This window comes from Photobacterium sp. GB-210, from assembly GCF_003026075.1.
In the GTDB taxonomy this organism is placed as follows: domain Bacteria; phylum Pseudomonadota; class Gammaproteobacteria; order Enterobacterales; family Vibrionaceae; genus Photobacterium.
Genome location: NZ_PYNU01000002.1, coordinates 457,540 through 480,053, shown reverse-complemented (window position 1 = coordinate 480,053; position 22,514 = coordinate 457,540). Strand labels below are relative to the sequence as shown.

Annotated in this window: 13 protein-coding genes; 9 read left to right on the top strand and 4 right to left on the bottom strand. The window is 41.2% G+C overall.

What is annotated here, in order from left to right:
- Nucleotides 1–140: 140 nt before the first annotated feature.
- The 7 genes from torT (at nt 141) to glpD (ending at nt 8,410) form a co-directional block, all read left to right on the top strand.
- Complete coding sequence (torT, locus tag C9J38_RS05710) at nt 141–1,211, top strand: TMAO reductase system periplasmic protein TorT (RefSeq protein ID WP_107206247.1); 1,071 nt, start codon at nt 141–143, stop codon at nt 1,209–1,211.
- A gap of 164 nt (nt 1,212–1,375) precedes the next feature.
- Entirely contained in the window at nt 1,376–1,834 is a 459-nt protein-coding gene (locus C9J38_RS05705) for a methylglyoxal synthase (protein WP_107206246.1), read from the top strand.
- Between the two features lie 182 nt (nt 1,835–2,016).
- Nucleotides 2,017–2,997 carry a zinc-binding dehydrogenase gene (locus C9J38_RS05700; RefSeq protein ID WP_107206245.1) on the top strand — a complete coding sequence of 327 codons (981 nt, stop codon included), beginning with the start codon at nt 2,017–2,019 and terminating at the stop codon, nt 2,995–2,997.
- A 312-nt stretch (nt 2,998–3,309) separates the two neighbouring features.
- Complete coding sequence (locus C9J38_RS05695; RefSeq protein WP_107206244.1) at nt 3,310–4,167, top strand: MIP/aquaporin family protein; 858 nt, start codon at nt 3,310–3,312, stop codon at nt 4,165–4,167.
- A 49-nt stretch (nt 4,168–4,216) separates the two neighbouring features.
- Nucleotides 4,217–5,734, top strand: a complete 1,518-nt coding sequence (gene glpK, locus C9J38_RS05690) for a glycerol kinase GlpK (protein ID WP_107206243.1) — start codon at nt 4,217–4,219, stop codon at nt 5,732–5,734.
- A 173-nt stretch (nt 5,735–5,907) separates the two neighbouring features.
- A complete protein-coding gene (locus tag C9J38_RS05685; protein WP_107206242.1) occupies nt 5,908–6,690 on the top strand; it encodes a DeoR/GlpR family transcriptional regulator in 783 nt (260 codons plus the stop codon).
- Between the two features lie 175 nt (nt 6,691–6,865).
- On the top strand, nt 6,866–8,410 hold the full coding sequence (gene glpD, locus C9J38_RS05680; RefSeq protein ID WP_107206241.1) for a glycerol-3-phosphate dehydrogenase: 1,545 nt from the start codon (nt 6,866–6,868) through the stop codon (nt 8,408–8,410).
- 80 nt (nt 8,411–8,490) lie between these two features.
- Here the strand turns inward: glpD and helD are convergent, their stop codons facing one another.
- Nucleotides 8,491–10,572 carry a DNA helicase IV gene (gene helD, locus C9J38_RS05675; protein ID WP_107206240.1) on the bottom strand — a complete coding sequence of 694 codons (2,082 nt, stop codon included), beginning with the start codon at nt 10,570–10,572 and terminating at the stop codon, nt 8,491–8,493.
- Between the two features lie 470 nt (nt 10,573–11,042).
- Between helD and yccS the strand changes: the two genes are divergently transcribed.
- On the top strand, nt 11,043–13,226 hold the full coding sequence (yccS, locus tag C9J38_RS05670; RefSeq protein WP_107206239.1) for a YccS family putative transporter: 2,184 nt from the start codon (nt 11,043–11,045) through the stop codon (nt 13,224–13,226).
- A 313-nt stretch (nt 13,227–13,539) separates the two neighbouring features.
- Here yccS and torC read toward each other — a convergent pair whose 3' ends face one another.
- The gene (gene torC / locus C9J38_RS05665) at nt 13,540–14,718 is read right to left on the bottom strand and encodes a pentaheme c-type cytochrome TorC (protein ID WP_107206238.1); all 1,179 of its coding nucleotides are present in this window, start codon (nt 14,716–14,718) and stop codon (nt 13,540–13,542) included.
- A gap of 575 nt (nt 14,719–15,293) precedes the next feature.
- Between torC and C9J38_RS05660 the strand changes: the two genes are divergently transcribed.
- The gene (locus tag C9J38_RS05660; RefSeq protein ID WP_107206237.1) at nt 15,294–17,936 is read left to right on the top strand and encodes a molybdopterin-dependent oxidoreductase; all 2,643 of its coding nucleotides are present in this window, start codon (nt 15,294–15,296) and stop codon (nt 17,934–17,936) included.
- 110 nt (nt 17,937–18,046) lie between these two features.
- On the opposite strand, the gene C9J38_RS05655 is transcribed toward C9J38_RS05660, so the two are convergent.
- Nucleotides 18,047–21,124, bottom strand: coding sequence for an efflux RND transporter permease subunit (locus tag C9J38_RS05655; RefSeq protein ID WP_107206236.1), 3,078 nt, complete (start codon nt 21,122–21,124; stop codon nt 18,047–18,049).
- Nucleotides 21,121–22,215 carry an efflux RND transporter periplasmic adaptor subunit gene (locus C9J38_RS05650; protein WP_107206235.1) on the bottom strand — a complete coding sequence of 365 codons (1,095 nt, stop codon included), beginning with the start codon at nt 22,213–22,215 and terminating at the stop codon, nt 21,121–21,123. Before C9J38_RS05650 ends, C9J38_RS05655 begins: the two co-directional genes overlap by 4 nt.
- Between the last annotated feature and the right edge of the window lie 299 nt (nt 22,216–22,514).

Below are 22,514 nucleotides of genomic sequence, written 5' to 3'. Positions count from 1 at the left end.
ATTGAACATCTCAAGGTTACTTAGGTATATAATATCGTATATCTGTCGTTGCTCAGTATGCTCGCTATTTCACAAGAGAAAATAAAGCGCTACTATTTTGCCAGCGATATGACTTTAAACCTAAAATAATGTTGGTATAAATGCGCATTTTTTGTTTTGTTTTGTTTTTACTTTCCATCCAAACAGCTTCTGCACAAGAAGTGATCTCCTATCAACCTCCTTTTCAGGCAGATAAAAAAGCAACTGAAGTCCAATATAATTTTTTAACTTCCGTTACTAAGCCATGGAAGATCTGTGCAGTTTACCCGCATTTAAAAGATTCATATTGGTTATCGATCAATTATGGAATGGTTAAACAAGCAAAAAAATTAGGCATTACATTAAAAGTGATGGAAGCTGGCGGTTATCCCAATTTAGATAAGCAAACATTGCAGCTACAAAAATGCCATCAATGGGGTGCAGATGCGATTATTCTAGGCACTGTAGATGACGAAGCCTATAACGGAATACTCTCTAAACTTATTGGTAATACGCCTGTATTTTTAATGACGAACAATATTGATTTTACCGATCCTGATATTCGCCAACATGTGAAAGCCAAAGTAGGCGTAAATTGGTATGACATGGGTAAAGTTGCAGGTGAATACCTGGCTAAACGTCACCCGAAAGGTTCAGGTGTGGTAAAAGTCGCTTGGCTACCAGGCCCTCAACTCCAAGGTGGTACCAAACCTGTATCTCGTGGTTTTAAAGACGCGATTAAAAACAGCGATGTAGAAATTGTGACAACCTTATGGGCCGATAACAGTAAAGAATTACAACGAAATTTGATTCAGCAAATCCTCGCATCGAAAGAAGATATTAACTACATTGTTGGTGGCGCTGTGGCGGCAGAAGTAGCAATAAGTGAGTTACGTACTCACGATATTCACAACATAAAAATTGTATCAACTTACCTCAGTCATGGTGTTTATCGAGGCTTAAGACGTCATCGCATATTATTTGCCCCTACCGATAAAATGGCGGAACAAGCCATGCTATCTATCGACCAAGCTGTTCGTTATCTTGAACATAAGCCAGTCGTACTCGATATTGCACCTTCAATTGTCAATCTCACACCAGAATATTTACCTAAAAAAGTGATTGCAGAGTCGTTATCACCCGCTGAGTTCCGCCCTTCTTTTTATGTTAAAGACCACCATGTAAAACAATAATGCTTTGTCCTGCGTCCTAGGTTCTTTGACGCAGGATATTTTGTTCTCAAATATAATATTTGTATCACCGCTAAGAATTAGATTATTGTGTTTTACTCATTTATAAGGTTCTGATATCTATTTATTTCATCATTACGATCAGAACATCTTAGCAAGGAAATATGATGCACAGAACAACCCGCACAATGGCATCCTCTAAACATATCGCCCTCGTTGCACACGATAACTGTAAAGTTGATCTACTTCGTTGGGTTAAAGAACATAAAGATAAACTGGCATCTCACGAGCTATACGCTACAGGTACAACAGGACACCTCTTATCAAAAGAAATAGGTTTACCGATCACTTGCTTAATCAGTGGTCCAATGGGAGGAGACCAACAATTAGGCGCACTGATTTCTGAAGGAAAAATCGATATGATGATTTTCTTTTGGGACCCACTCAATTCCGTTCCTCATGACCCAGATGTAAAAGCGTTACTCCGTATTTCAGCAGTATGGAATATCCCTGTTGCGACTAACCGTGCTAGCGCAAACTTCATGATCACCTCACCGCTTCTCGATCAAGAAGTCAGTATTGAAGTTCCTGATTACGATGCTTACCTAGCAGAGCGTATCAATTAATCCTTGGTTACTTTTAGCCTTTTGCCTTCATCGTAAAAGGCTCAATTAGCCTCACCTTTGCGAGAAAGTAACAATTAATTGAAATCCCTTCCGTTTTGGCACAATTGCTTCAACTAAATGACGAAAATACATGTAATGCGTTATATTGTTAAATAGATTATATGTAGTAGAGGAAGTTGCCAATGCAAGCGTGGATGTTAAAACAGCCAAATGGAATAAGCGCACTATCTCTCGAAGAAACCGATAAGCCTACTCCTAGCGCAGACGAAATTTGCATAAAAGTCGCGGCTGTAGGGTTAAACCCCATGGATTACAAATTAACAGAATGGGGTTACGCAACATGGAATTATCCTCAGATAATCGGATTAGATGTTGCGGGAACGGTTGAAAGTATAGGCGAGAATGTGAAACAATTTTCAATCGGTGACAGGGTCATCTTCTTTGCCGATCCTCGAACTGCAGGTGGATTTGCCGAATATGCCTGCATCAAAGCCTCTGCCGCAAGTCGTATTCCTATTACCTTATCTTTCACTGACGCCGCCGCTTTACCCTGTGCTGGATATAGTGCATGGATAGCCGTTCACGACAAATTACAAGTCCAGAAAGGCCAACGTATTGCTATTACAGGAGCCGGTGGCGGAGTCGGTGGATTTGCAGCGCAACTTGCAAAAAAAGCAGGGGCGACAGTTTATGCGATTGCTGAACGTCAACACCACCAACGCTTATTAAGCTATGGACTTGATGCAGTACTCTCGCCAGAGCAAAATATTGCCCTCGAGATAATCAATCTAACTGAAGATCAAATGCTGCATGGTGTCATCGACTGTGTCTCTGCACGTTCCGGTAGCCTTATGAGCGCGCTAATCCGTTATAACGGACATATTGTGATGGTCGCCGATCAGTTTACTCAAGTGCCGCTATTAGCGACGACTAAAGCATTAAGTATCCATGAAGTGGCTTTACATGGCACCTATGCCCACGGAGCACCAGAACATATTGCTCATCTTGCAGATATTGGTAATAAACTCAGTGAACTTGTTGCTGACGGTGAGCTTAAAAGTATGGTAGAAAAAATCGTCCCTTTTCCCAAACTTCCTGACGCACTCACTAATATTCAAAATAAAAAACATAGCGGTAAAGTGATTGTGTATGTTAATCCCTAACTAAGCTTTCAAATAGAACAAAAACGAAGGACTCATATGAGTCCTTTTTTATGACGACAACTCATCAATACTCGCCACTTCATACCTTCATAAAAGATATAAATACGCATAACACCTTTCGTTTTATATTTTTATATGGATTTATTCGTTTAAAAAATATGAGCCATTTAACAAAACAAATACATTTTATTTTCATTTAATGCTCGAACGCTCACTTTTAATGTTTCTTTGTTTTCGAAATGTCGAATATTGTAGAAGATATGCCGTGCTCCCAGACAATAATATTCGATGTGAATAATAAGGATAATTAAAATGACAATAACGAAAGCCCCCTCACTACTCGGCGAATGTATCGCTGAATTTATCGGTACAGGCTTGTTAATCTTTTTTGGTGTCGGCTGTGTCGCCGCTTTAGTATTAACAGGCGCTGATTTTGGTCAATGGGAAGCCAGTATTATCTGGGGATTAGGTGTCACTATAGCCATATATTGTACTGCAGGCGTGTCTGGCGCTCACATTAACCCAGCCGTTACTATTGCTCTTGCTGCATTTCACGGTTTTGATAAAAAGAAAGTCGCACCTTACATTATTAGTCAACTTCTTGGTGCTTTCTGCTCTGCTGCGCTTATCTATGCCCTATATAGCAACCTCTTTACCCAATATGAAATTACCCATCAATTTGTACGAAGCAGTAATGAAGCATTGGCAACCGCAGGGATCTTCTCGACTTACCCACATGCCAGTCTGTCATTTTTCGGCGCATTTGCTGTCGAGTTTGTGATCACAGCAGTATTGATGTTCGCCATCTTAGCCCTTGGTGATGAAAATAATGGCGCATCCCGTGGTGCTTTAAATCCATTACTTATCGGAATTTTAATTGCCGTAATTGGTAGCTCTTTAGGTCCATTAACAGGTTTTGCTATGAATCCAGCGCGTGATTTTGGCCCTAAGTTGTTCGCCTATTTCGCCGGTTGGGATAAAGCACTGACAGGTGGCCTTGATATTCCTTACTTTATTGTGCCGATTTTAGCTCCCATTGCTGGCGCCTGTTTTGGTGGCTGGTTATACCCTAAAGTTGTTGCAGCGCATCTGCCTCAACAAGGACAAGGTTGTACAATTCCAAATCAATGTGACAAAAACACAGAAGAAGAAGCTCGCACGCAAGCTTAACCTCTACTACCTAGTATAATTATAATAGTTTGAAACAAAGGACAAAAACATGAACGATCCAAAATACATCGTAGCGTTAGACCAAGGCACAACAAGCTCTCGTGCAGTTATTCTTGACCACGATGCCAATATCGTAAGTGTCGCACAAAGAGAATTTACCCAAATTTATCCTCAAGCGGGTTGGGTTGAACATGATCCACTAGAGATCTATGCCACCCAAAGTTCAACCTTAGTCGAAGTATTAGGCCAGTCAGGTATTCGTAGCGATCAAATTGCAGCGATCGGTATTACAAACCAACGTGAAACTACTATTGTTTGGAATAAAGAAACAGGTAAGCCAGTTTATAACGCCATTGTATGGCAGTGTCGTCGTACCGCAGAGATCTGTGAAGAATTAAAGCAACGTGGATTAGAAGAATATGTACGCGAGAATACAGGTCTTGTCCTTGACCCTTATTTCTCTGGTACCAAAGTAAAATGGATTTTAGATAATGTTGATGGCGCGCGAGAAGATGCTGAGGCTGGTAAATTACTGTTTGGTACTGTTGATACTTGGCTAGTATGGAAAATGACTCAAGGCCGCGTTCACGTAACAGATTACACCAACGCCTCTCGTACCATGTTATTTAATATCAATACCCTTGAGTGGGATCAAAAGCTGCTCGATGAGTTAGGTATTCCTGCCTCTATGATGCCAGAAGTAAAACGCTCATCGGAAGTCTACGGTAAAACCAATATTGGTGGTAAAGGCGGCACACGTATTCCAATTGCGGGTATTGCCGGAGATCAACAAGCCGCTCTCTACGGTCAGATGTGTGTTGAGCCAGGGCAAGCTAAAAACACCTACGGAACGGGCTGTTTCTTGTTAATGAATACAGGACAAGAAAAAGTATCATCAACTCATGGTCTACTCACTACATTAGCCTGTGGCCCATCAGGTGAAGCATCCTACGCACTTGAAGGTGCTGTATTTATGGGGGGCGCATCCATTCAATGGCTACGTGATGAAATGAAACTATTAGCTGATGCCAAAGACTCCGAGTACTTTGCCACTAAGGTTGATACTTCAAACGGTGTTTATGTCGTACCGGCCTTTACGGGGTTAGGTGCGCCATATTGGGATGCTTACGCACGCGGCACAATTGTTGGCTTAACCCGAGGTGTGAACTCAAACCATATTATTCGTGCGACGCTTGAAAGTATTGCTTATCAAACCCGTGATGTTATTGACGCCATGAAAGCGGATTCAGGTATTCAGCTTGCCACATTGAAAGTTGACGGTGGCGCCGTAGCCAATAACTTCCTAATGCAATTCCAGTCTGATGTATTAGATACCGAAGTTCAGCGCCCAGAAGTCACCGAAGTCACTGCATTAGGTGCCGCTTATCTTGCAGGCTTAGCTGTCGGATTCTGGAGTAATATTGATGAGCTTAAAGATAAAGCCGTAATTAACCGCACTTTCAGTCCCCACGCTTGTGATGATAAGCGTGAGCGACGCTATAAAGGTTGGAAACGCGCAGTTAAATGCGCGCAAACATGGGCAGAAATGCATGATTGCGAAGATTAATTATTCATAAAACGAATAAAAGAGAAAAAGAGCGTTCTTTGTAACGCTCTTTTTTATTTGAATACAGATAAGAGAATTGAATCACTTCTATGGAAAGGAAAATTAAAGCACAATAGATAACATTATATTTAAATGTATATCTGGCAATGCCAAGTAAGACAGGGAAATTTTTAGTGAAACAAATACCAAGACACCAAGAAATTATAGAGTTGGTGAAAAAACAAGGCTATGTCAGTACAGAAGAGTTAGTCGAACGTTTTAACGTCAGCCCTCAAACGATTCGCCGCGATCTGAACGAACTCGCCGACGCTAATAAAATTCGTCGCTATCACGGTGGAGCTACGACGCCACTTAGCTCTGAAAATACCTCTTACATTACCCGTAAATCACTTAATTTCAGCGAGAAAGACTTAATCGCTGCAAGTCTTGTTAAACATATCCCTGATGGTGCATCGCTGTTTATTGATATCGGCACTACACCTGAAGCTGTCGCACGTGCGTTGTGTGTCCAACACAAACAACTACGTGTTGTAACCAACAACTTAAATGCTGCCACGATTTTGTTATCAAACCCAGAAATTAAAGTGATTCTCGCCGGCGGTGAAGTTCGTGATCATGATGGCGGTATCATTGGAGAAGCCACGCTCGATTTCATCCAACAATTTCGCTTAGATTTCGGCATCTTAGGCATAAGTGGTATCGATAATGACGGCTCGTTACTTGATTTTGATTATCATGAAGTGCGCGTAAAGCAAGCCATTATTGAAAATAGCCGCCGAGTATTTCTTGCTGTGGATCACTCTAAATTTGGACGTAATGCGATGGTCAAACTGGGCTGTATTTCGCAAGTGGATGCACTCTTTACCGATCAGCAACCACCTGAAAATATTCTTTCAATTATTAATGAACATCAATTACAAATTGAGGTGGTTTCAGAGCATGACCATAATGAGTAAAACATGCTAACAATCGCAAAACTCATTCAATATAAAAGCGCATTTTTTTATACAAATCACATAAACGAGCAAAAACGAACAACAAACGAAAACAATAAATGATCACAAACGAAACTTAAGTTATGCTTACATTATGCTCTCTTATGTTCGTTTGCTCATTTTTTAAGGTCGTTTTATGGATATCACTAAAAACAATAGCGCAACCCCTCTTCTCGATATCATCGTCATCGGTGGCGGTATTAATGGTGCTGGTATTGCAGCAGATGCGGCTGGTCGAGGCTTAAATGTTGCTTTATACGAAGCAAATGATTTTGCCTCTGCCACATCATCTGCAAGTTCAAAGCTCATCCATGGTGGTCTACGCTACCTTGAACATTATGAATTTCGCCTTGTTTCCGAAGCACTCGCTGAACGTGAGGTGCTCTTAAAAAAAGCGCCTCATGTTGCCGAGCCGATGCGATTCCGCCTTCCTCACCGTCCTTTTTTACGCCCAGCTTGGATGATCCGCAGTGGTCTATTTCTTTATGATAATTTAGGCAAACGAACCACCTTACCTGCGAGTAAAAAAATTAATCTGGCACAATCTGGTTTACTTAAACCAGAAATGAAAGTGGGGTTTGAGTACTCTGATTGCTGGGTTGATGACGCGCGTTTAGTGCTATTAAACATTATGGCTATTGAAGAAAATGGCGGCGAGGTTGCTAACTACTGCAAAGTTGAAAGTGCGGTACGAGAAGGGGATATTTGGCGCGTTACCATGGTTGATCAACGTACAGGTGAGCGCTTTGAGCGACGAACCAAAGCGCTTGTTAATGCGGCAGGACCTTGGGTTAAACAATTTTTTGATAACGGTTTAGAAACGCCATCGCCTCGTAACATTCGTTTGATCAAAGGCTCTCACATTGTCGTGCCAAAAATTCATAATGAAGAGCAAGCCTATATTCTTCAGAACAAAGATAACCGAATTGTTTTTGTTATTCCCTACCTTGATGACTTTTCAATCATTGGCACTACTGATCTGGAATACAAAGGCGATCCTCGTCATGTCGCGATTGATGAGACTGAAATCGACTACCTCATTGATATTGTAAACCAACACTTTGTTGATCAACTCGACCGAGAAGATGTGGTGTGGACGTTTAGTGGCGTTCGCCCGCTATGTGATGATGAATCAAATTCACCACAAGCAATCACACGTGATTACACATTAGAACTTGAGCAAGAACTCGACCAAGCACCTTTGCTTTCAATTTTTGGTGGCAAATTGACGACCTACCGAAAGCTGTCAGAATCGGCGATGAAACACCTAGAACCTTTCTTCCCACAAATGGGCAAATCATGGACAGCCAATCAATCCCTACCAGGTGGAAACTTTAGCTGTTCACGAAAACAACTTGCTGAAAGCTTACAAAACCGTTACCCATGGCTAAGTGATAAACAAGCACTTCGTTATGTAAAACAATTTGGAAGTTACTGCTTTAAGATGCTGGCAGACGTAACTTGTATTGACGATATGGGCATTCAATTTGCTGATGGCGTTTACCAAAAAGAAATTGATTATGTTATTGCACATGAACATGTGAAAACGGTCGAAGACTTCTTATGGCGCCGAACTAAATTAGGGTTATATCTAACCGATGAGCAGCAATTACAGGTCAAAGAGTATATCGATGCCAATGCTCCATCAAACAATATCGTGAGTTTTCATAAAGTCGGCTAATAACGATAAAAGCCATAACTTACTTTTATAGAAATAAAAAAACCGACCTTTAATAGGTCGGTTTTTTAACAATTACATAATTACTTAATGCGTTTAATCTTATTATTTACAGGGTACTTATCTTCAATTAACTCATTGATAAAAGAAGATGTATTATGTGAACCAGCACATACCCATACATGTTTACGCGCACGTGTTAACGCCACATAAAACAAACGGCGCTCTTCAGCATCAGTATAGTTTTCAGTACGTGGTTGCATCACAGCAGCTAAACCTGTTTCACGATCTGGAGATGGGAAAATACCTTTGTTAACATCAACAATAAAGACATAATCAGCTTCACGCCCTTTACTCGCGTGGCATGTCATGTATTTCAAGTTTAGTTGTGGCCACTGTGCTTTCCAGTCCTCAAACTTAGCTGGTTTCTGCTTATTATTACGACCCAAGATCATCACGCTCGTTTCTTTATTATCATAAAGTTTGGCTAAACGGGTTAAATCTTGCAGCATTAAATCACTATCAAGCAAGGTAACCGCTTTCTTATTTTGTTTCGTAAAGCTGGTTAACTGCTTTTTAATTTGGCTTGGGTTTTGTTGAATAAATAAGTTTGCCACTTCACCAATCATGCTATTAAAGCGATACGTTGTTGATAGCTCAGTGATATGAGATGAACCAAAACGCCCTTCAAAGTCAGTCGTTAGGTTAACATCAGCCCCCGCAAAGCGGTAAATAGCCTGCCAATCATCCCCAACGGCAAACAAGGTTGGTGTCGACTTACCTTCTATTTTCTGGCCGCATAATGCTTCAATTAGCGCTAAACGTTGTGGCGAAATATCTTGGTACTCATCCACCATAATAAAGCGCCAAGGTGACACAAACTTACCTTCTTTAACATATTGAGTTGCCACATCAATCATGCTGTTAAAGTCGATTTGTTTCTTTGATTTTAAGTACTGCTGATAAGCTTGATAGCAAGGCCACAATAACTCTAATTCGCTCTTCATACGTGGGCGCATCGCTGGGTTATTGTTATTTTGAATTTCTTCTATTAGCGCTTCTTTCGACAATGTCGATTGACCTAATAATTCAATATGGCGCCAAACCCAAGCTTGCAATTGCTCATTTTCAGCCTGTTGTTCCATCGTGTTTTCTTTGCTAAACCCCGGAACTCGCCATTGCGTAAGGTGACGTTGCCATTTGCTCGCTGACGCTGATTTATTCCATTGTTCAATCAACATACGGGCAATCCATGCTGAACGAACACGCGCATCAATAGCGATACCGGCGACATTAGGCTTTTCTTTTTCTACTTCTGCGATGATTTGCGAGCCCAAGCTATGGAACGTAGCAACCTTAACGCGATCACTGACTTTCTCACACATACGCTCAGACATTTCTTCTGCCGCTTTACGGCCAAATGCCAGCATCAAAATATCTTCAGGTACGGCTTGCTGACTCGCAATTAAGTAACCTGCACGAGCCACTAAAACACTGGTTTTACCCGTACCTGCACCGGCAAGTACTAAGTTATGATCTTGGTTGATTAACGCCGCTTCTCGTTGAGAATCATTTAATGGTGAGCGCTCAAAACTATCAAACCATGAGCCCCATTTTTCAGATTGCTGTTTAATCCAAGTCTTATTGTGTTCTTCAACCCAATCTTGATGCTCTTCTAGCCAAGGCGAAATTTTTTCAAAGCTACGAGGACGGAATGATGCCGCTAACTCTGGTGTTAAATCTGTATCAGCAAGCGATTGATGAAGGAAAGTATGTAACGATTCATGCTCAGAGCCACGTAAATAGCCCGGCTGTGATGAAAATTTGCCAATACGCTGTAAGATTTCAGGTAAAACAGCGTCTAATTTATCAACGCGATTTCTTGCCCAATCTTGATACGTGCGGATAAGAAAAGCGGCAAACGGCTTACATTCGCTCCAAGGCAAACCATGAATAGTCCAGCAATATTGCTGATCAGAAGAAGTTAGCTCTAACGCTCCCCATAACACACCACGATGTATTTCAATTGAGCCATCCCAATCGTCAAACGAGATCACTTCTGAGCCAACTTGGCTATCTAAAACCAATGCATTGTCATCTAAAGCGATACTGTAATAATCACCCTGCACTAACCATTGTGCTAACCAACTGGCACTTAATTGCATTATCTCACCAACTTTTCCATATTCTTATATGGGCGTAATATTGAACATAGCCGCGTAAAAAAACGTGCAGCTAAAATAGAAAAGGTCCAATCACCCTATGATCGGATGTCTACCCAAGTTTCTTGGGTTTATATCGCTATAGAGTACCAATAACTCCTGTTATGCCATAGCGTTCTAAGATTTATTTACTTATTAATTCCACTAGCAGAACAAACAAATGTATTTTTGGATTCAGCTTCAATAGTAAAGTTCAACCAATGAACAAAACTTGCTCGTTTTTATCAAACGAACGTTCTTTCATGAGATGTCGATGCAGTATCTATCACCAAATTCTGTTATCGTTAAGCCGATTTCTAAGCTAGATAACCCAATAATTTAAGTCTTTATAGAACTTCCATTGGATCAAATTTACGGCAAGGTTATTCTAGCCGTTCGCTGTAATTATTTATCAGAAGATTGTTAATATCTATATGCAAACTAACAAGTTACATCTAAATTTTCGCCGTTACTGGGTGAACGATAGAATAAACTACTCAATTCGTGTTCTCATTGCGTTAGTTGGCGTCGTACTCCCTTGCTGGTATTACAATTCAAATAGCGAGGTGACACCGTTAGTACTAGGGGTTATTGCTGCTGCGCTAGCTGAAACTGATGACAATTTTCTCGGTAGAATTAAAGCGCTTTCGCTCACTTTACTTTGTTTTTTAATTGCATCTGTTTCGATTGAAGTCCTATTCCCTTATCCTCTCTTTTTTGCATTAGGACTGTTCACGTCAACATTTTGTTTCATCATGTTAGGTGCAATGGGATCACGCTACGCAAGTATTGCATTTGCTTCATTATTGCTGGCGGTTTACACCATGCTAGGTGCTGATCATAGTGTCGATTTATGGTCCCAGCCGATGTTGTTACTAGGCGGTGCATTTTGGTATGGCTGTTTATCCTTAGCATGGCACATCCTTTGGCCTAACCAACCCGTACAACGCAGCCTTGCTAATGTGTTTAGCGAGTTTGCCGATTATTTAGATCATAAAAGCCAACTCTTTGAACCTGTTGCCGACTTAGTGCCGCAACCTCTTCGATTAAAAGCTGCAAGCCAAAACGCACGAGTCGTTAACGCGCTAAATTCAGCAAAAGCCACCCTGTTACATCGAGCAAGACGCGGACAACCCAACACGACAGGCGATAGATTCTTAACAATTTATTTTATGGCACAAGATATTCATGAACGTGCCAGTTCTTCGCATTATCGTTACCAAGATTTAGCAGCCAACTTTAACCGTAGTGATGTGCTATTTCGTTTCCAACGTTTATTACGTTCTCAAGCCGTTGCTTGCCGTGATATTTCAACTGCATTAGCAATGGGGAAATCGTACACCCACGATGAAAAAAGCATGAAAGCCTTAAATGAGCTGCAAGATTCATTACAGTACCTCCATAGCCAAAATAAACCAGAATGGAAAATGCTGTTAATCCAACTCGATTTCCTATTCAACAACCTCGCCACGGTTGAACGTCAGTTAATGAACATCAATAACCCTGATGCAACCTATAATGAGGACAATGACGAAATTCAGTTATCAGATAACGAAGCGCATGGTTTTAAAGAATTAGGTAAACGTATCAGCGCCCAGTTCAATACCGACTCCATACTTTTTCGTCATGCGATACGTATGGCAATAGCGTTAACGGTGGGCTACGGCTGTATTCAAGCACTCGATCTGCAACGGGGTTATTGGATATTGCTGACCACCCTTTTTGTCTGTCAGCCAAACTACAGTGCGACTCGCCAAAAACTACGCCAACGTGTTATTGGCACTTTGGCAGGTATCTTCGCAGGTATTCCGCTGCTTTATTTATTCCCAGGACAAGAAGGTCAACTGGTATTGATGGTTGCTGCAGGCGTGCTTTTCTTTGCCTTTAGAATGGTGAAATACGGCTGGGCAACGGCATTTATTACCTTACTCGTCTTATTCTGTTTTAACCAATTAGGTGAAGGGTATGCTGTTATTCTGCCGCGTTTAGGCGATACCTTAATTGGCTGTTTATTAGCCGTTTTAGCCGTTACCTTTATTTTGCCAGATTGGGAATCTAAGCGATTACACAAATCGATGTCAGGCGCTATCAATGCCAATAAAGATTACTTAGCACAAATTATTGGTCAGTACCGAATCGGTAAAAAAGACAGTTTAAGCTATCGTATCGCCCGTCGTGACGCCCACAATACTGATGCCCATTTAAATACGGCGATCAGTAATATGTTAGCAGAGCCTGAGCGTTACCAAATTGATGCTAATGAAAGTTTCCGATTCTTAACCTTAAACCATGCCATGCTCAGTTATATCTCGGCATTAGGTGCACACCGAACACAGCTCGATGACGATAAAACCCATCAGTTAGTGTCTGAAGCGCACCGTATTATTCACGCCCACTTAGAATGTTTAGCGGCACAACTGACAGGTAACACATGTCAAAAGGCACCCGCATTAGATCTCGATTTGGATCAGCGTTTAGGACAATGGCGTGATGAAGACTGCACCTCGGTACGTATGGTGTTACAGCAACTTCACTTGATCCACCGTATGCTCCCTGAAATGCACAAACTGGCGGAGCAGCTAGCACCTAAAGAGAAAAAACAAGAAGTGCCTGCGTAGTATTTAATATTGTGAAAAACACAAAAAGGACTGAGTGGAAACATTCAGTCCTTTTTTAATGTTTACTATTTATTCAACTCTCAAGCCAGCGTTAACGTTTGTACACATGCTTAATAAGAAGCCCTATAGGCACTAAATTCAATTTAGTGTTGTTGAGGAAACAAAAGGCTTAACACTAAAAATAAAAGTATTGTCTCAAGAGACAAGGTCAACAGAGAAAATAATCAATATATTAAAAAAGGGAACCTGAAATTTCTCAGATTCCCTTTCGGTGTTGCGTTACCGCAAGCTATCTATTTTTTAGCAAGTGATCTTACTCAGTTGCTTGCTCTGCCGCTGATTCTGCTGGTGCATCTTTAGCGTGAGCTTGTAGATATTTAAGTAATACACGCTCTTCGTTCTTATCAAGTGTGTAGTACTGTTGCATTGCTTTTAGGCCATCAACCCATGCGTTTGCAGTTAGGTGTTTTGGTTCTGGCGTTGCGTGACACTGGTTACAGCTTGCATCTAGGATTTCTTTACCGTAACCCCAAATAGGCTTGATGCTTGCAAGCATATCACGTTGTGTCATCCACGCTTCAACTTGAACTTGCTGCCATACTTGACCATCAGTCGCTGTTTGTGTGTTCAACACTTTCTGTGTTTTTTGTAGTTCAGGATCAATAGACGCGGTTTGGATTTGTTTCGCCATATCTTGAACTAACATACCAGTTGTTGAACCTTTGATTTCCCAACCGGTTAGTTCAACTTTTAGCATGTCACCGCTTTGGCCAACAACTTTCACTTCTGATGCTGGGTACAATTGACCTTGTGCATCATCAGAAGCTGCATCTTTCACAAACAACTGCTTAGATGTTAGAGAGTAAAGTGTTGTCGCTTCAGGCGCTTTCGCTGCATTAATGCTTAATTGCTTAAACGTTGCTTGGAAATCGTTGTTGATATGTGGCAACTGGTGAGCAATACCTTTGTGACACTCGATACAGTTCATATCTTTCGCTGCAGCGCCTGTCATTGCAGCCGCTGCTGCTGGTGATTGCTTAGCATGATCCATCGCAGAGTAAGAGTGACAGCTCTTACACGTCGCTGAATTGGTCTCTTTCATCATCTTCCAAACATTCTGTGCCATGCGTAGACGATTTTCTTCGAATTTCTTCGGTGTATCGATATCTTTACTAATGAACTCACTATAGATATCACCAATACCGCCCAATTTCGCCTTCATGAAAGCAATTGGGTTATTTTCAGGAATATGACAATCACGACACTGTGCACGAACACCATAAGCGTTCTTAAAGTGAATGCTTGTTTTATATTCGTTGTAGTTTTCCTTCATCGAGTGACAAGCAGTACAAAACTCGTTAGTAGAAGTGAATTCAATCGATTTGTGGAAAGTAAATACGCCTGCAAGTGTAATTAATACACAAACAACAGCAATTGCTAAAACGGAATAGCGACTGCTTGGCTTTATAAGAAAGTGCCAGAGCTTCTTCATTGATGTTCCAAAATGAATTAAACGTCAAAATGACGTTAAAAGAAAATGTTACGTACAAAAATAGCAGTCGAATATGAATACGGCAATGCGAGTTATTAATAAAAAATAAATTTTTATTAATATAATTCATTACGTTGATTTTGTGATTGATTATTAACTTGAATTATTTAGAGCTCTAAATGTTTTTTATCTGTCAATAGTCTTTTACTATTTGTAACACAATCAAGAATTATTGAAACAAAATCACATTTATCTATTAATAATCAACTAATTGTCAGGTTAATGCTTGTCACAATTATTATTATACCATCTTAACAAGGTCGCTATTGATAATGATTTTCAATTAACCTTTGCTTAATGCGCTAAATATTCTAGGATTTATATCGACCATTAAACATATTAAACTTAGGTGATCTTTTTTGAAAACTTACTTTCCATTTGGCCCTATAATATATTTCTCATTTCCGTGTAGCCTATCAAGAATTATTAAAAAAATAGGCATCAATACCGAATAAATATTGGGCGCATATTTTGCCTTAATTTTTTATAACTCGGACTGTCTTCGGAATATAATCATGACCCTATCACGTCGAAACTTTTTAAAAGGTTCGGTAGCAACCGCGATTGCTGCCAACGGACTCACACTTTTTCCTGCAGGCAAGGTATTTGCGGCTGACACGCAAGTTATTCCATCTGCATCTCACTATGGTCCTTTTAAAGCGGTTGTTAAAGAAGGTAAGTTAATTGGCGTTCAACCACTGAACGACGTTGACCCATTCCCAACAGAAATGTTGACTAAAGGTGTGTTAAGCCGTACTTATTCTGACACACGTATTAAATACCCTATGGTGCGTAAGTCTCTGCTTGAAGATCCATTAGGCAATCACAATCCGCATTTACGTGGTAAAGAACCGTTTGTTCGTGTTGATTGGGACACGGCAATTGCCCTAGCGGCTTTCTGTATTGCGCGTACAATCGAAAATCACGGTAATGAAGCGGTATTCAGTTCTTCTTACGGTGGTTGGTCTCACAGTGGCCTTAACCGTCCACAAACCCTACAAGGTCGTTTCTTTAACCTTATTGGCGGTCAAAGTATCTGTGCGGGTGATTACTCCGCTGGTGCATCTGAAGTTATTCTTCCTCACGTTATTGGTGATATGGAAGTGTACTCACCACAAACCGCGTGGAAAATCATAGAAGATAATACAGAAGCTGTTCTATTCATTGGTTGTGATCCTTGGAAAACAAACCGTGTTGAATTCCGTGTTGCAGACCACTCAATGCAAAAGCACTGGGAAGCGTTTAAAGAGAAAGGCATTAAGTTTATCTCTATTAACCCTCAGAAAACCCAAACGGACAAAGCTCTTGACAGTGAAATGATCAATATCCGTCCTAACACGGATACTGCGCTATTTACTGCGATGTCTTACCACCTATGTAAAACAGGTAAGAACGATCAAGCTTATTTAGATAAGTACACTGTAGGTTTTGATAAGTACCTTGATTACCTAATGGGTAAAGAAGACGGTATTGAGAAAACACCAGAGTGGGCAGAAAAGATCACTGGTCTTCCTGCCGCTAAAATCGTTGAAATTGCAGAGCTTTGTGTAACTAAACGTACTCAAATCGCAGCGGGTTGGGCACTACAACGTGCTGATCACGGTGAAATGATCCACTGGTCTATCATCAACTTTGCTGCGATTGCAGGTAAGATTGGTAAGCCGGGTGAAGGGACAGGCTTTAGCTGGCACTATGGTAACGGTGGTATGCCAACGTCTGGTAAGCGTATGCCTATCGGTCTATCTCAAGGTCGTAACCCAATCACTAAAACATGTCCGGTTGTTATGATTTCAGATATGTTGAAAAACCCAGGTAAAGCCTACACCCGTGATGGCGCGAACCTAACGTTACCAAAAGCGAAATTGATCTATAACGCAGGTAACAACCTTCTTTCGCACCAGCAAGATACTAATGAGTTAATCCAAGCGCTTAACGAGAATATTGACACCATTATCTGTCAAGACCCTTGGTGGTGTGCAACGGCGAAATACTCAGATATCGTGCTCCCAACAACAACAACACTAGAGCGTGACGACATCACTTCTGGTGGTACTTACAGCAACAACAAAATTTATGCGATGCGTAAAGTGGTTGAGCCTGTAGGTGAAAGCCTAGACGATTACGAAATCTTCTCTCGTCTTGCCTTCATGTTTAACGTACATAAAGAGTTTACTGACGGTAAAACCATGTACCAACACATTAGAGCCTCTTACGAAGCTTCTGATGCGACAGATGACTTCAAAACATTCTGGCAAAACGGCATTACTCACCTATCAACACCTGCTGATGCTAACAGCTTTGTTCGTCATGGTGATTTCTACGCCGATCCTGAGAAAAACCCACTTCATACGCCAAGTGGTAAGATCGAACTTTACAGTGAAACACTTGCGAAGTTTAAAGCCTTTGAGTGTCCACCCATGCCACAATGGATGCCCCCATTTGAATGGTTAGGTAATGCGAAGAAAGATCAGGTTCACGTACTAAGCCCACACCCATGGATGCGTCTACACTCACAAATGGCTAACGCTGATGTGAATAGCTACGAGTCTGTTGATGGTCGTCAGATTGTGCTTATCAACAAAGATGATGCGGCAGCACGTGGCGTGAAAGATGGCGATGTGATTGAAGTGTACAACGACCGTGGTGCGCTACTTGCGGGTGCACGCATTACTGATGAAGCAATGCCAGGTGTTATTTACATTCACGAAGGTGCATGGCTACAGCTTGATGAGAAAGGCCGTTGTAACTCCGGCTCTATCAACATGCTAACCAGCAGTAAAACAAGTAGTGGTTTAGCACAGGCAACCAGTGCTAATACCTGTTTGGCTTACTTCAAGAAATGTACTGATGTACTAACACCAAACAAAGCGTATGAGCCACCGCAAATTGTTAAGTCTAAATTCCAAGTGGATATTTGGTCACTACAATTAGGTAAGCGCTTAAAAGCGGTTGCAGCAGAGCAAGGTCCACAGCAATCACCGGGTGAGAAACTGTTCTACGGTAGCTGTACTCTATGTCACGCAGCACCACACCCAAGTGACTTCACTTACAAGCAGTGGAAAGGTATTACAACAAGTATGTTCCCACGCGCAGGTCTAAACGATAAAGACCGTAAGCTTGTACTTGATTTCTTAAAAGAGAATGCAAAAAAAGAGTGATTGAACCCATTCACTTTAAACGCTGAAATATTTTCGGTGACAAGATAATAAAAACAAAACGCAGCCAACTTGGCTGCGTTTTTCTTTATCTCTAACGCACCACTGATGCGTTAAGATTCGTGAGCGTTAATGTTCTTTTTGCGCTTTAATTTTTGCACCATCAAATACACACTTGGCACGACAAATAATGGATCAACAATACCTAGTGCCATACCAGCGATAATAATGATCCCCAGTGAGCCCATCGCATTAGCTCCCGGCCCTGATTCCCACAATAATGGTAACGAGCCTAATATCATTGTCAGTGAAGTCATTAATATTGGACGCAAACGGGTTTTGGTCGCTTTGAGGATCGCTTCTCGCGGTGCTAACCCTTCGGCTTGTAATTCATTAGCAAACTCAGTGATTAATATACCGTGCTTACAAATCAAACCTATCAGTGTCACTAAGCCTATTTGTGAATACACATTTAAGGTGAAATCACTAAAATACAACGCCCATAGCGCCACTGATAATGTAATGGGGAGTGATAGCATGACCACTAACGCATCGACGACACTCTCAAATTGCGCACTCAATACCATATAGATGAAGATTAATGCAGCGATAAATACAAACAGCATTTGTTGGTTTGCATCAAGGTACTGTTTGGCTTCGTCCACATAGGTGTAATTAGCATTCGTGGGTAAAATATCTGGCAGCATACGGTTTAAGGCAGCAATGCCCTCGCCCATGCTGACACCATCAGCCAATCGAATAGCCAGTGAGGCAGAGGTCGCCCTGTCATATTGCTCAAGTGAGCGTGGCCCTACTTCATTCTCTATACTAATCAACGCAGACATCGGCACTAATTGCCCTTTCTTATTAGCAATCATCAGCTGTTTTAATGAATCAGGCGTCAGAGTAAACAAGGATTCCAACTGTACATGCAGCGGATAATTGGTTCCTTGATAGCTCATATCATTACTGAAACTCTTACCACTCATTGCCAACTTGAGGATTTGCTGAATATTGCGGAGCGGCACATCATATTGTGAAGCTAATACGCGATTAATATTAATCTTAAATTGGTTCTGATCGAATTTAAGATTACTACGCGCATTAGAAAATAACGGTGACTGTTGGATTTTATAAGTCACTTCGGTCAGCTCTTTTGCCAGCACTTGCTCATCAACACTACTACTGACATTGATATCGATACCGCCACTGTTACCACGACGACCACCACCTGTTTCAATTGCAGGAATAACGCCGGTATAAACACGGTTGCCACCCGCTTTTAATCGCGCATTGATCATTTCACTGATTTTCTGTGCTGATAAATCACGTTCTTGCCACGGTTTTAAGGTCACAAAACCACGAATAAAATCAGTACTAGCAAGAATCGCAACATGCGCAATATCAGGAATATGCTTAAGCTGCGTATTCATGTTATCGATCATTTTTTGCTGACTGGTGTCGTCGCTACTTCCCACCAAGGGCTGAAATAAAAATATTTGCCCTGAATCCTCATCTGGTAGCATTTCTGATGGCGTTTGGGTAAATGGCCAATAGCTACTAGCCAAAACAACGACCATCACTAATAAGGTCGTTTTTCGCCAATCAATGGTGACTGATAACATTCGATGATAAGCATTAGATAAGCGATCTAATTGTTTATTCACTCCATTTTCAAAACGCCCTGCAGGTTTATGATTCATCATTTTGCTGCACATCATGGGTGATAATGTCAGCGCTACAATACCAGAAATAATCACCGTTCCCGCTAAAGTAAAAGCGAACTGCTGGAACAATTGTCCAGTAATCCCATCGACTAAACCTACCGGTATATAAACCGCAGCCAGAGTTAAGGTTGTAGCAATAATAGCGAAACCGATTTGGCGACACGCAATGGCTGTTGCCTTAAATACGGAATCATGGAAACGCAATTGACGGTGGACATTTTCGACCACTACGATAGCGTCGTCCACCACCAGCCCTACCGCCAATAGCATCGCAAGGAGTGTCAAAGAGTTAATGCTAAAACCTGCCAATTTAAGAATGATGAACGAACAGGATAAACAGACAGGAATAGTCACAATTGGAATCAAGGCAATACGCAAATTACCAAGGAATAACCAGATAACACCCGCAACCAGTATTACCGCTAGACCGATCGCAATATACACATCTTCTAGTGCGGTAATAATAAAGGTCGATTTATCCAGCAAGACTTTCGCTTGCATGCCGCTTGGTAAGGTCATTGAATCTAACAAGCCGTGAACTTGTTCAGAGAGTACCAGTGGGTTTGCCGTTGCGGTGTACTGAGGATTTAACACAAACAACATGGCATTTTTCTTCGAGAAATCCACCAGCGGTTTCACTTCACGTTGGCTACTTGGCGTACCAATCGTGATATCTGCCACTTGATCTAATCGAATAGGTTGCTGCTGATAAGTCGCAATAATGGTCTTTTTAATATCATCAAGACTTGAAATCGCCCCAGTTGAGACCAACTGATACTGGCTTTCTGTACCGGATGTTTTTCCGCTGATCGCTGTAATGCTGTTTACGTCAGTGATTTTGTTAATCACATTATTCAGCGTCAAACCATAGTAATACACTTTATCGGGATTTAGGGTGATCAACACTGATTGACTAGAGCTTGGCGCTACACTTACCGCGCCTGCGGCAGGTAATTGTTCTAACTGTGGTAATAGCGTATCAATACCATACTGGTGAAATTCATATTCCGCTTGATGGGGGCCAGGTGTTAAACCAATCAACATCGCAGGCATTCCCTGATCGTCTGATTTGGTCACTTTCGGCGAAATATCATCAGGTAACTTGTTTTCAATATTACCAATATCATTATGAATTTCACTGACTAAGGTATCGATTTCACTGTCATCAACACTCGATGCGACATCGATAATGATATTGCCTCGCCCTTGACGTGCAGTCGCTGATAAATGGCTGATTCCCTCTGTACCAGCAATAGCATTTTGAATCGGGATCAACACTTCAGTCATCATATTTTGTGCCGCTAACGCACTATCATGGACGGTCACTTGAATTTTGGATTGGCTAATTTGTGGGGTATAGCGCCAAGGCAACTTTTGACAAAAAATCAGACCAATGAATACAGGGATCAACCACAATACAGTACATAACACCGGACGGCGTAAACACAGCTCCGTTAATTTCATTTTTTACCTGCCGTTACTGACTGTAATGATGATTGTGTCGTTGGCTGTTGCGCGGACGTGACTTCCACTTTTTGGTCAGTTCGTAGGTAGTTTTGTCCATTAATCACTAATTGATCTCCTACCGCTAACCCAGACAGAATCTGTACATAACCGTCGTAGTACTGACCGACTTTAACATCGCGTAATCTGGCTTTATTGTTCACAACAATAAATACCTGTGCGCCTTGAATATTGGTGATAAGTGATGAGGTGGGAATCGTAACTTGCTGAAGTAATTGTCGTGTTTGCTGAACAACTTTCACGTTTTGCCCTGGTGAAAACTGTTTCGCGTCAGGTAACTGCGCTTTTAAAGTCACAAGGCCCATTGCAATATTTGGAGACACGTAACTTACCGTGCCGTGAGCATATTTAGAAGGTGTAAGCTCTGAATAAACCGTCACTGTTTGATCAAGACGGTAATCTTGTTTTTGTGCTGCTGGCAGTTGATATTCAATCGACAATTGATCTGGGGTGTATAAGGTTGCAAGGGGATTACCCACAGTTACCACGTCGCCAACATGAAAATCAGTTTGACTGATCACACCATCAAATGGCGCTTTGATTGCCAACTCTGTAAGTTGAGATTCATCTTGCTCTAGTTGCGCTAAGGCCTGTTTATAATCACTTTCGCTGTCATCATAAGTACTTCGCGCAACGACACCTTTGTTCACTAACTCTTTTTGTCGTAGCCATGTTTGTTTAGTGGCGTTAAGTTGTGCCTGATCTCGTGCAACTTTTGCTTTAGCCGACGAAGGATCAAACTGCACTAATAGCTGGCCTTTCTTAACTGCTTCCCCAGCCTTGAAGTAGATAGCGGTTATTTGACTCGTCTCTAAACTTTTTAGCGCAACCGAATTATGGCTTTTCACTACCCCATAGCCCATGACCTGCTCCGTCAACGTGCGAGCTGTTACGGGCTGGGTCTCTACTTGAACGACCTTCGATGAATGCTGTTTATGAGGAGAAGAGTCGGACAGGATCTCTTGGTTACAACCAATAAGCATAATACTTACAGCAGCGAAGACTATGACTGGAATGTATTTATGTTTCATTATCATCTACTTATCTGGAAATTAAACAATATAAGCAAGGCGCTTATCTTAATTGCCAGCACCTCTAAACATACCTATAAAGAATTATATATTAACAAGGATATTTGTGAGGGTAAGTCAGAGCTATGTTGCTTTACAGTTATTTACATTCAGCACTCCATCAATAAATGAAAAATAACAATTATTTACAGTATGTTTTTTTGTACGTGTCGAATTTATAAATAATGAAAATTAAAAGTTATGACATAGTTAACAATGTGTAAATAGCGCATATTTACTTGTACTCTTTAACATTTATC

Excerpts from the sequence above, each read along its gene's own strand:
- torT (WP_107206247.1), top strand. The coding sequence starts at position 141 with ATGCGCATTTTTTGTTTTGTTTTGTTTTTACTTTCCATCCAAACAGCT.
- C9J38_RS05705 (WP_107206246.1), top strand. The coding sequence starts at position 1,376 with ATGCACAGAACAACCCGCACAATGGCATCCTCTAAACATATCGCCCTC.
- C9J38_RS05700 (WP_107206245.1), top strand. The coding sequence starts at position 2,017 with ATGCAAGCGTGGATGTTAAAACAGCCAAATGGAATAAGCGCACTATCT.
- C9J38_RS05695 (WP_107206244.1), top strand. The coding sequence starts at position 3,310 with ATGACAATAACGAAAGCCCCCTCACTACTCGGCGAATGTATCGCTGAA.
- glpK (WP_107206243.1), top strand. The coding sequence starts at position 4,217 with ATGAACGATCCAAAATACATCGTAGCGTTAGACCAAGGCACAACAAGC.
- glpD (WP_107206241.1), top strand. The coding sequence starts at position 6,866 with ATGGATATCACTAAAAACAATAGCGCAACCCCTCTTCTCGATATCATC.
- helD (WP_107206240.1), bottom strand. The coding sequence starts at position 10,572 with ATGCAATTAAGTGCCAGTTGGTTAGCACAATGGTTAGTGCAGGGTGAT.
- yccS (WP_107206239.1), top strand. The coding sequence starts at position 11,043 with ATGCAAACTAACAAGTTACATCTAAATTTTCGCCGTTACTGGGTGAAC.
- torC (WP_107206238.1), bottom strand. The coding sequence starts at position 14,718 with ATGAAGAAGCTCTGGCACTTTCTTATAAAGCCAAGCAGTCGCTATTCC.
- C9J38_RS05660 (WP_107206237.1), top strand. The coding sequence starts at position 15,294 with ATGACCCTATCACGTCGAAACTTTTTAAAAGGTTCGGTAGCAACCGCG.
- C9J38_RS05655 (WP_107206236.1), bottom strand. The coding sequence starts at position 21,124 with ATGAAATTAACGGAGCTGTGTTTACGCCGTCCGGTGTTATGTACTGTA.
- C9J38_RS05650 (WP_107206235.1), bottom strand. The coding sequence starts at position 22,215 with ATGAAACATAAATACATTCCAGTCATAGTCTTCGCTGCTGTAAGTATT.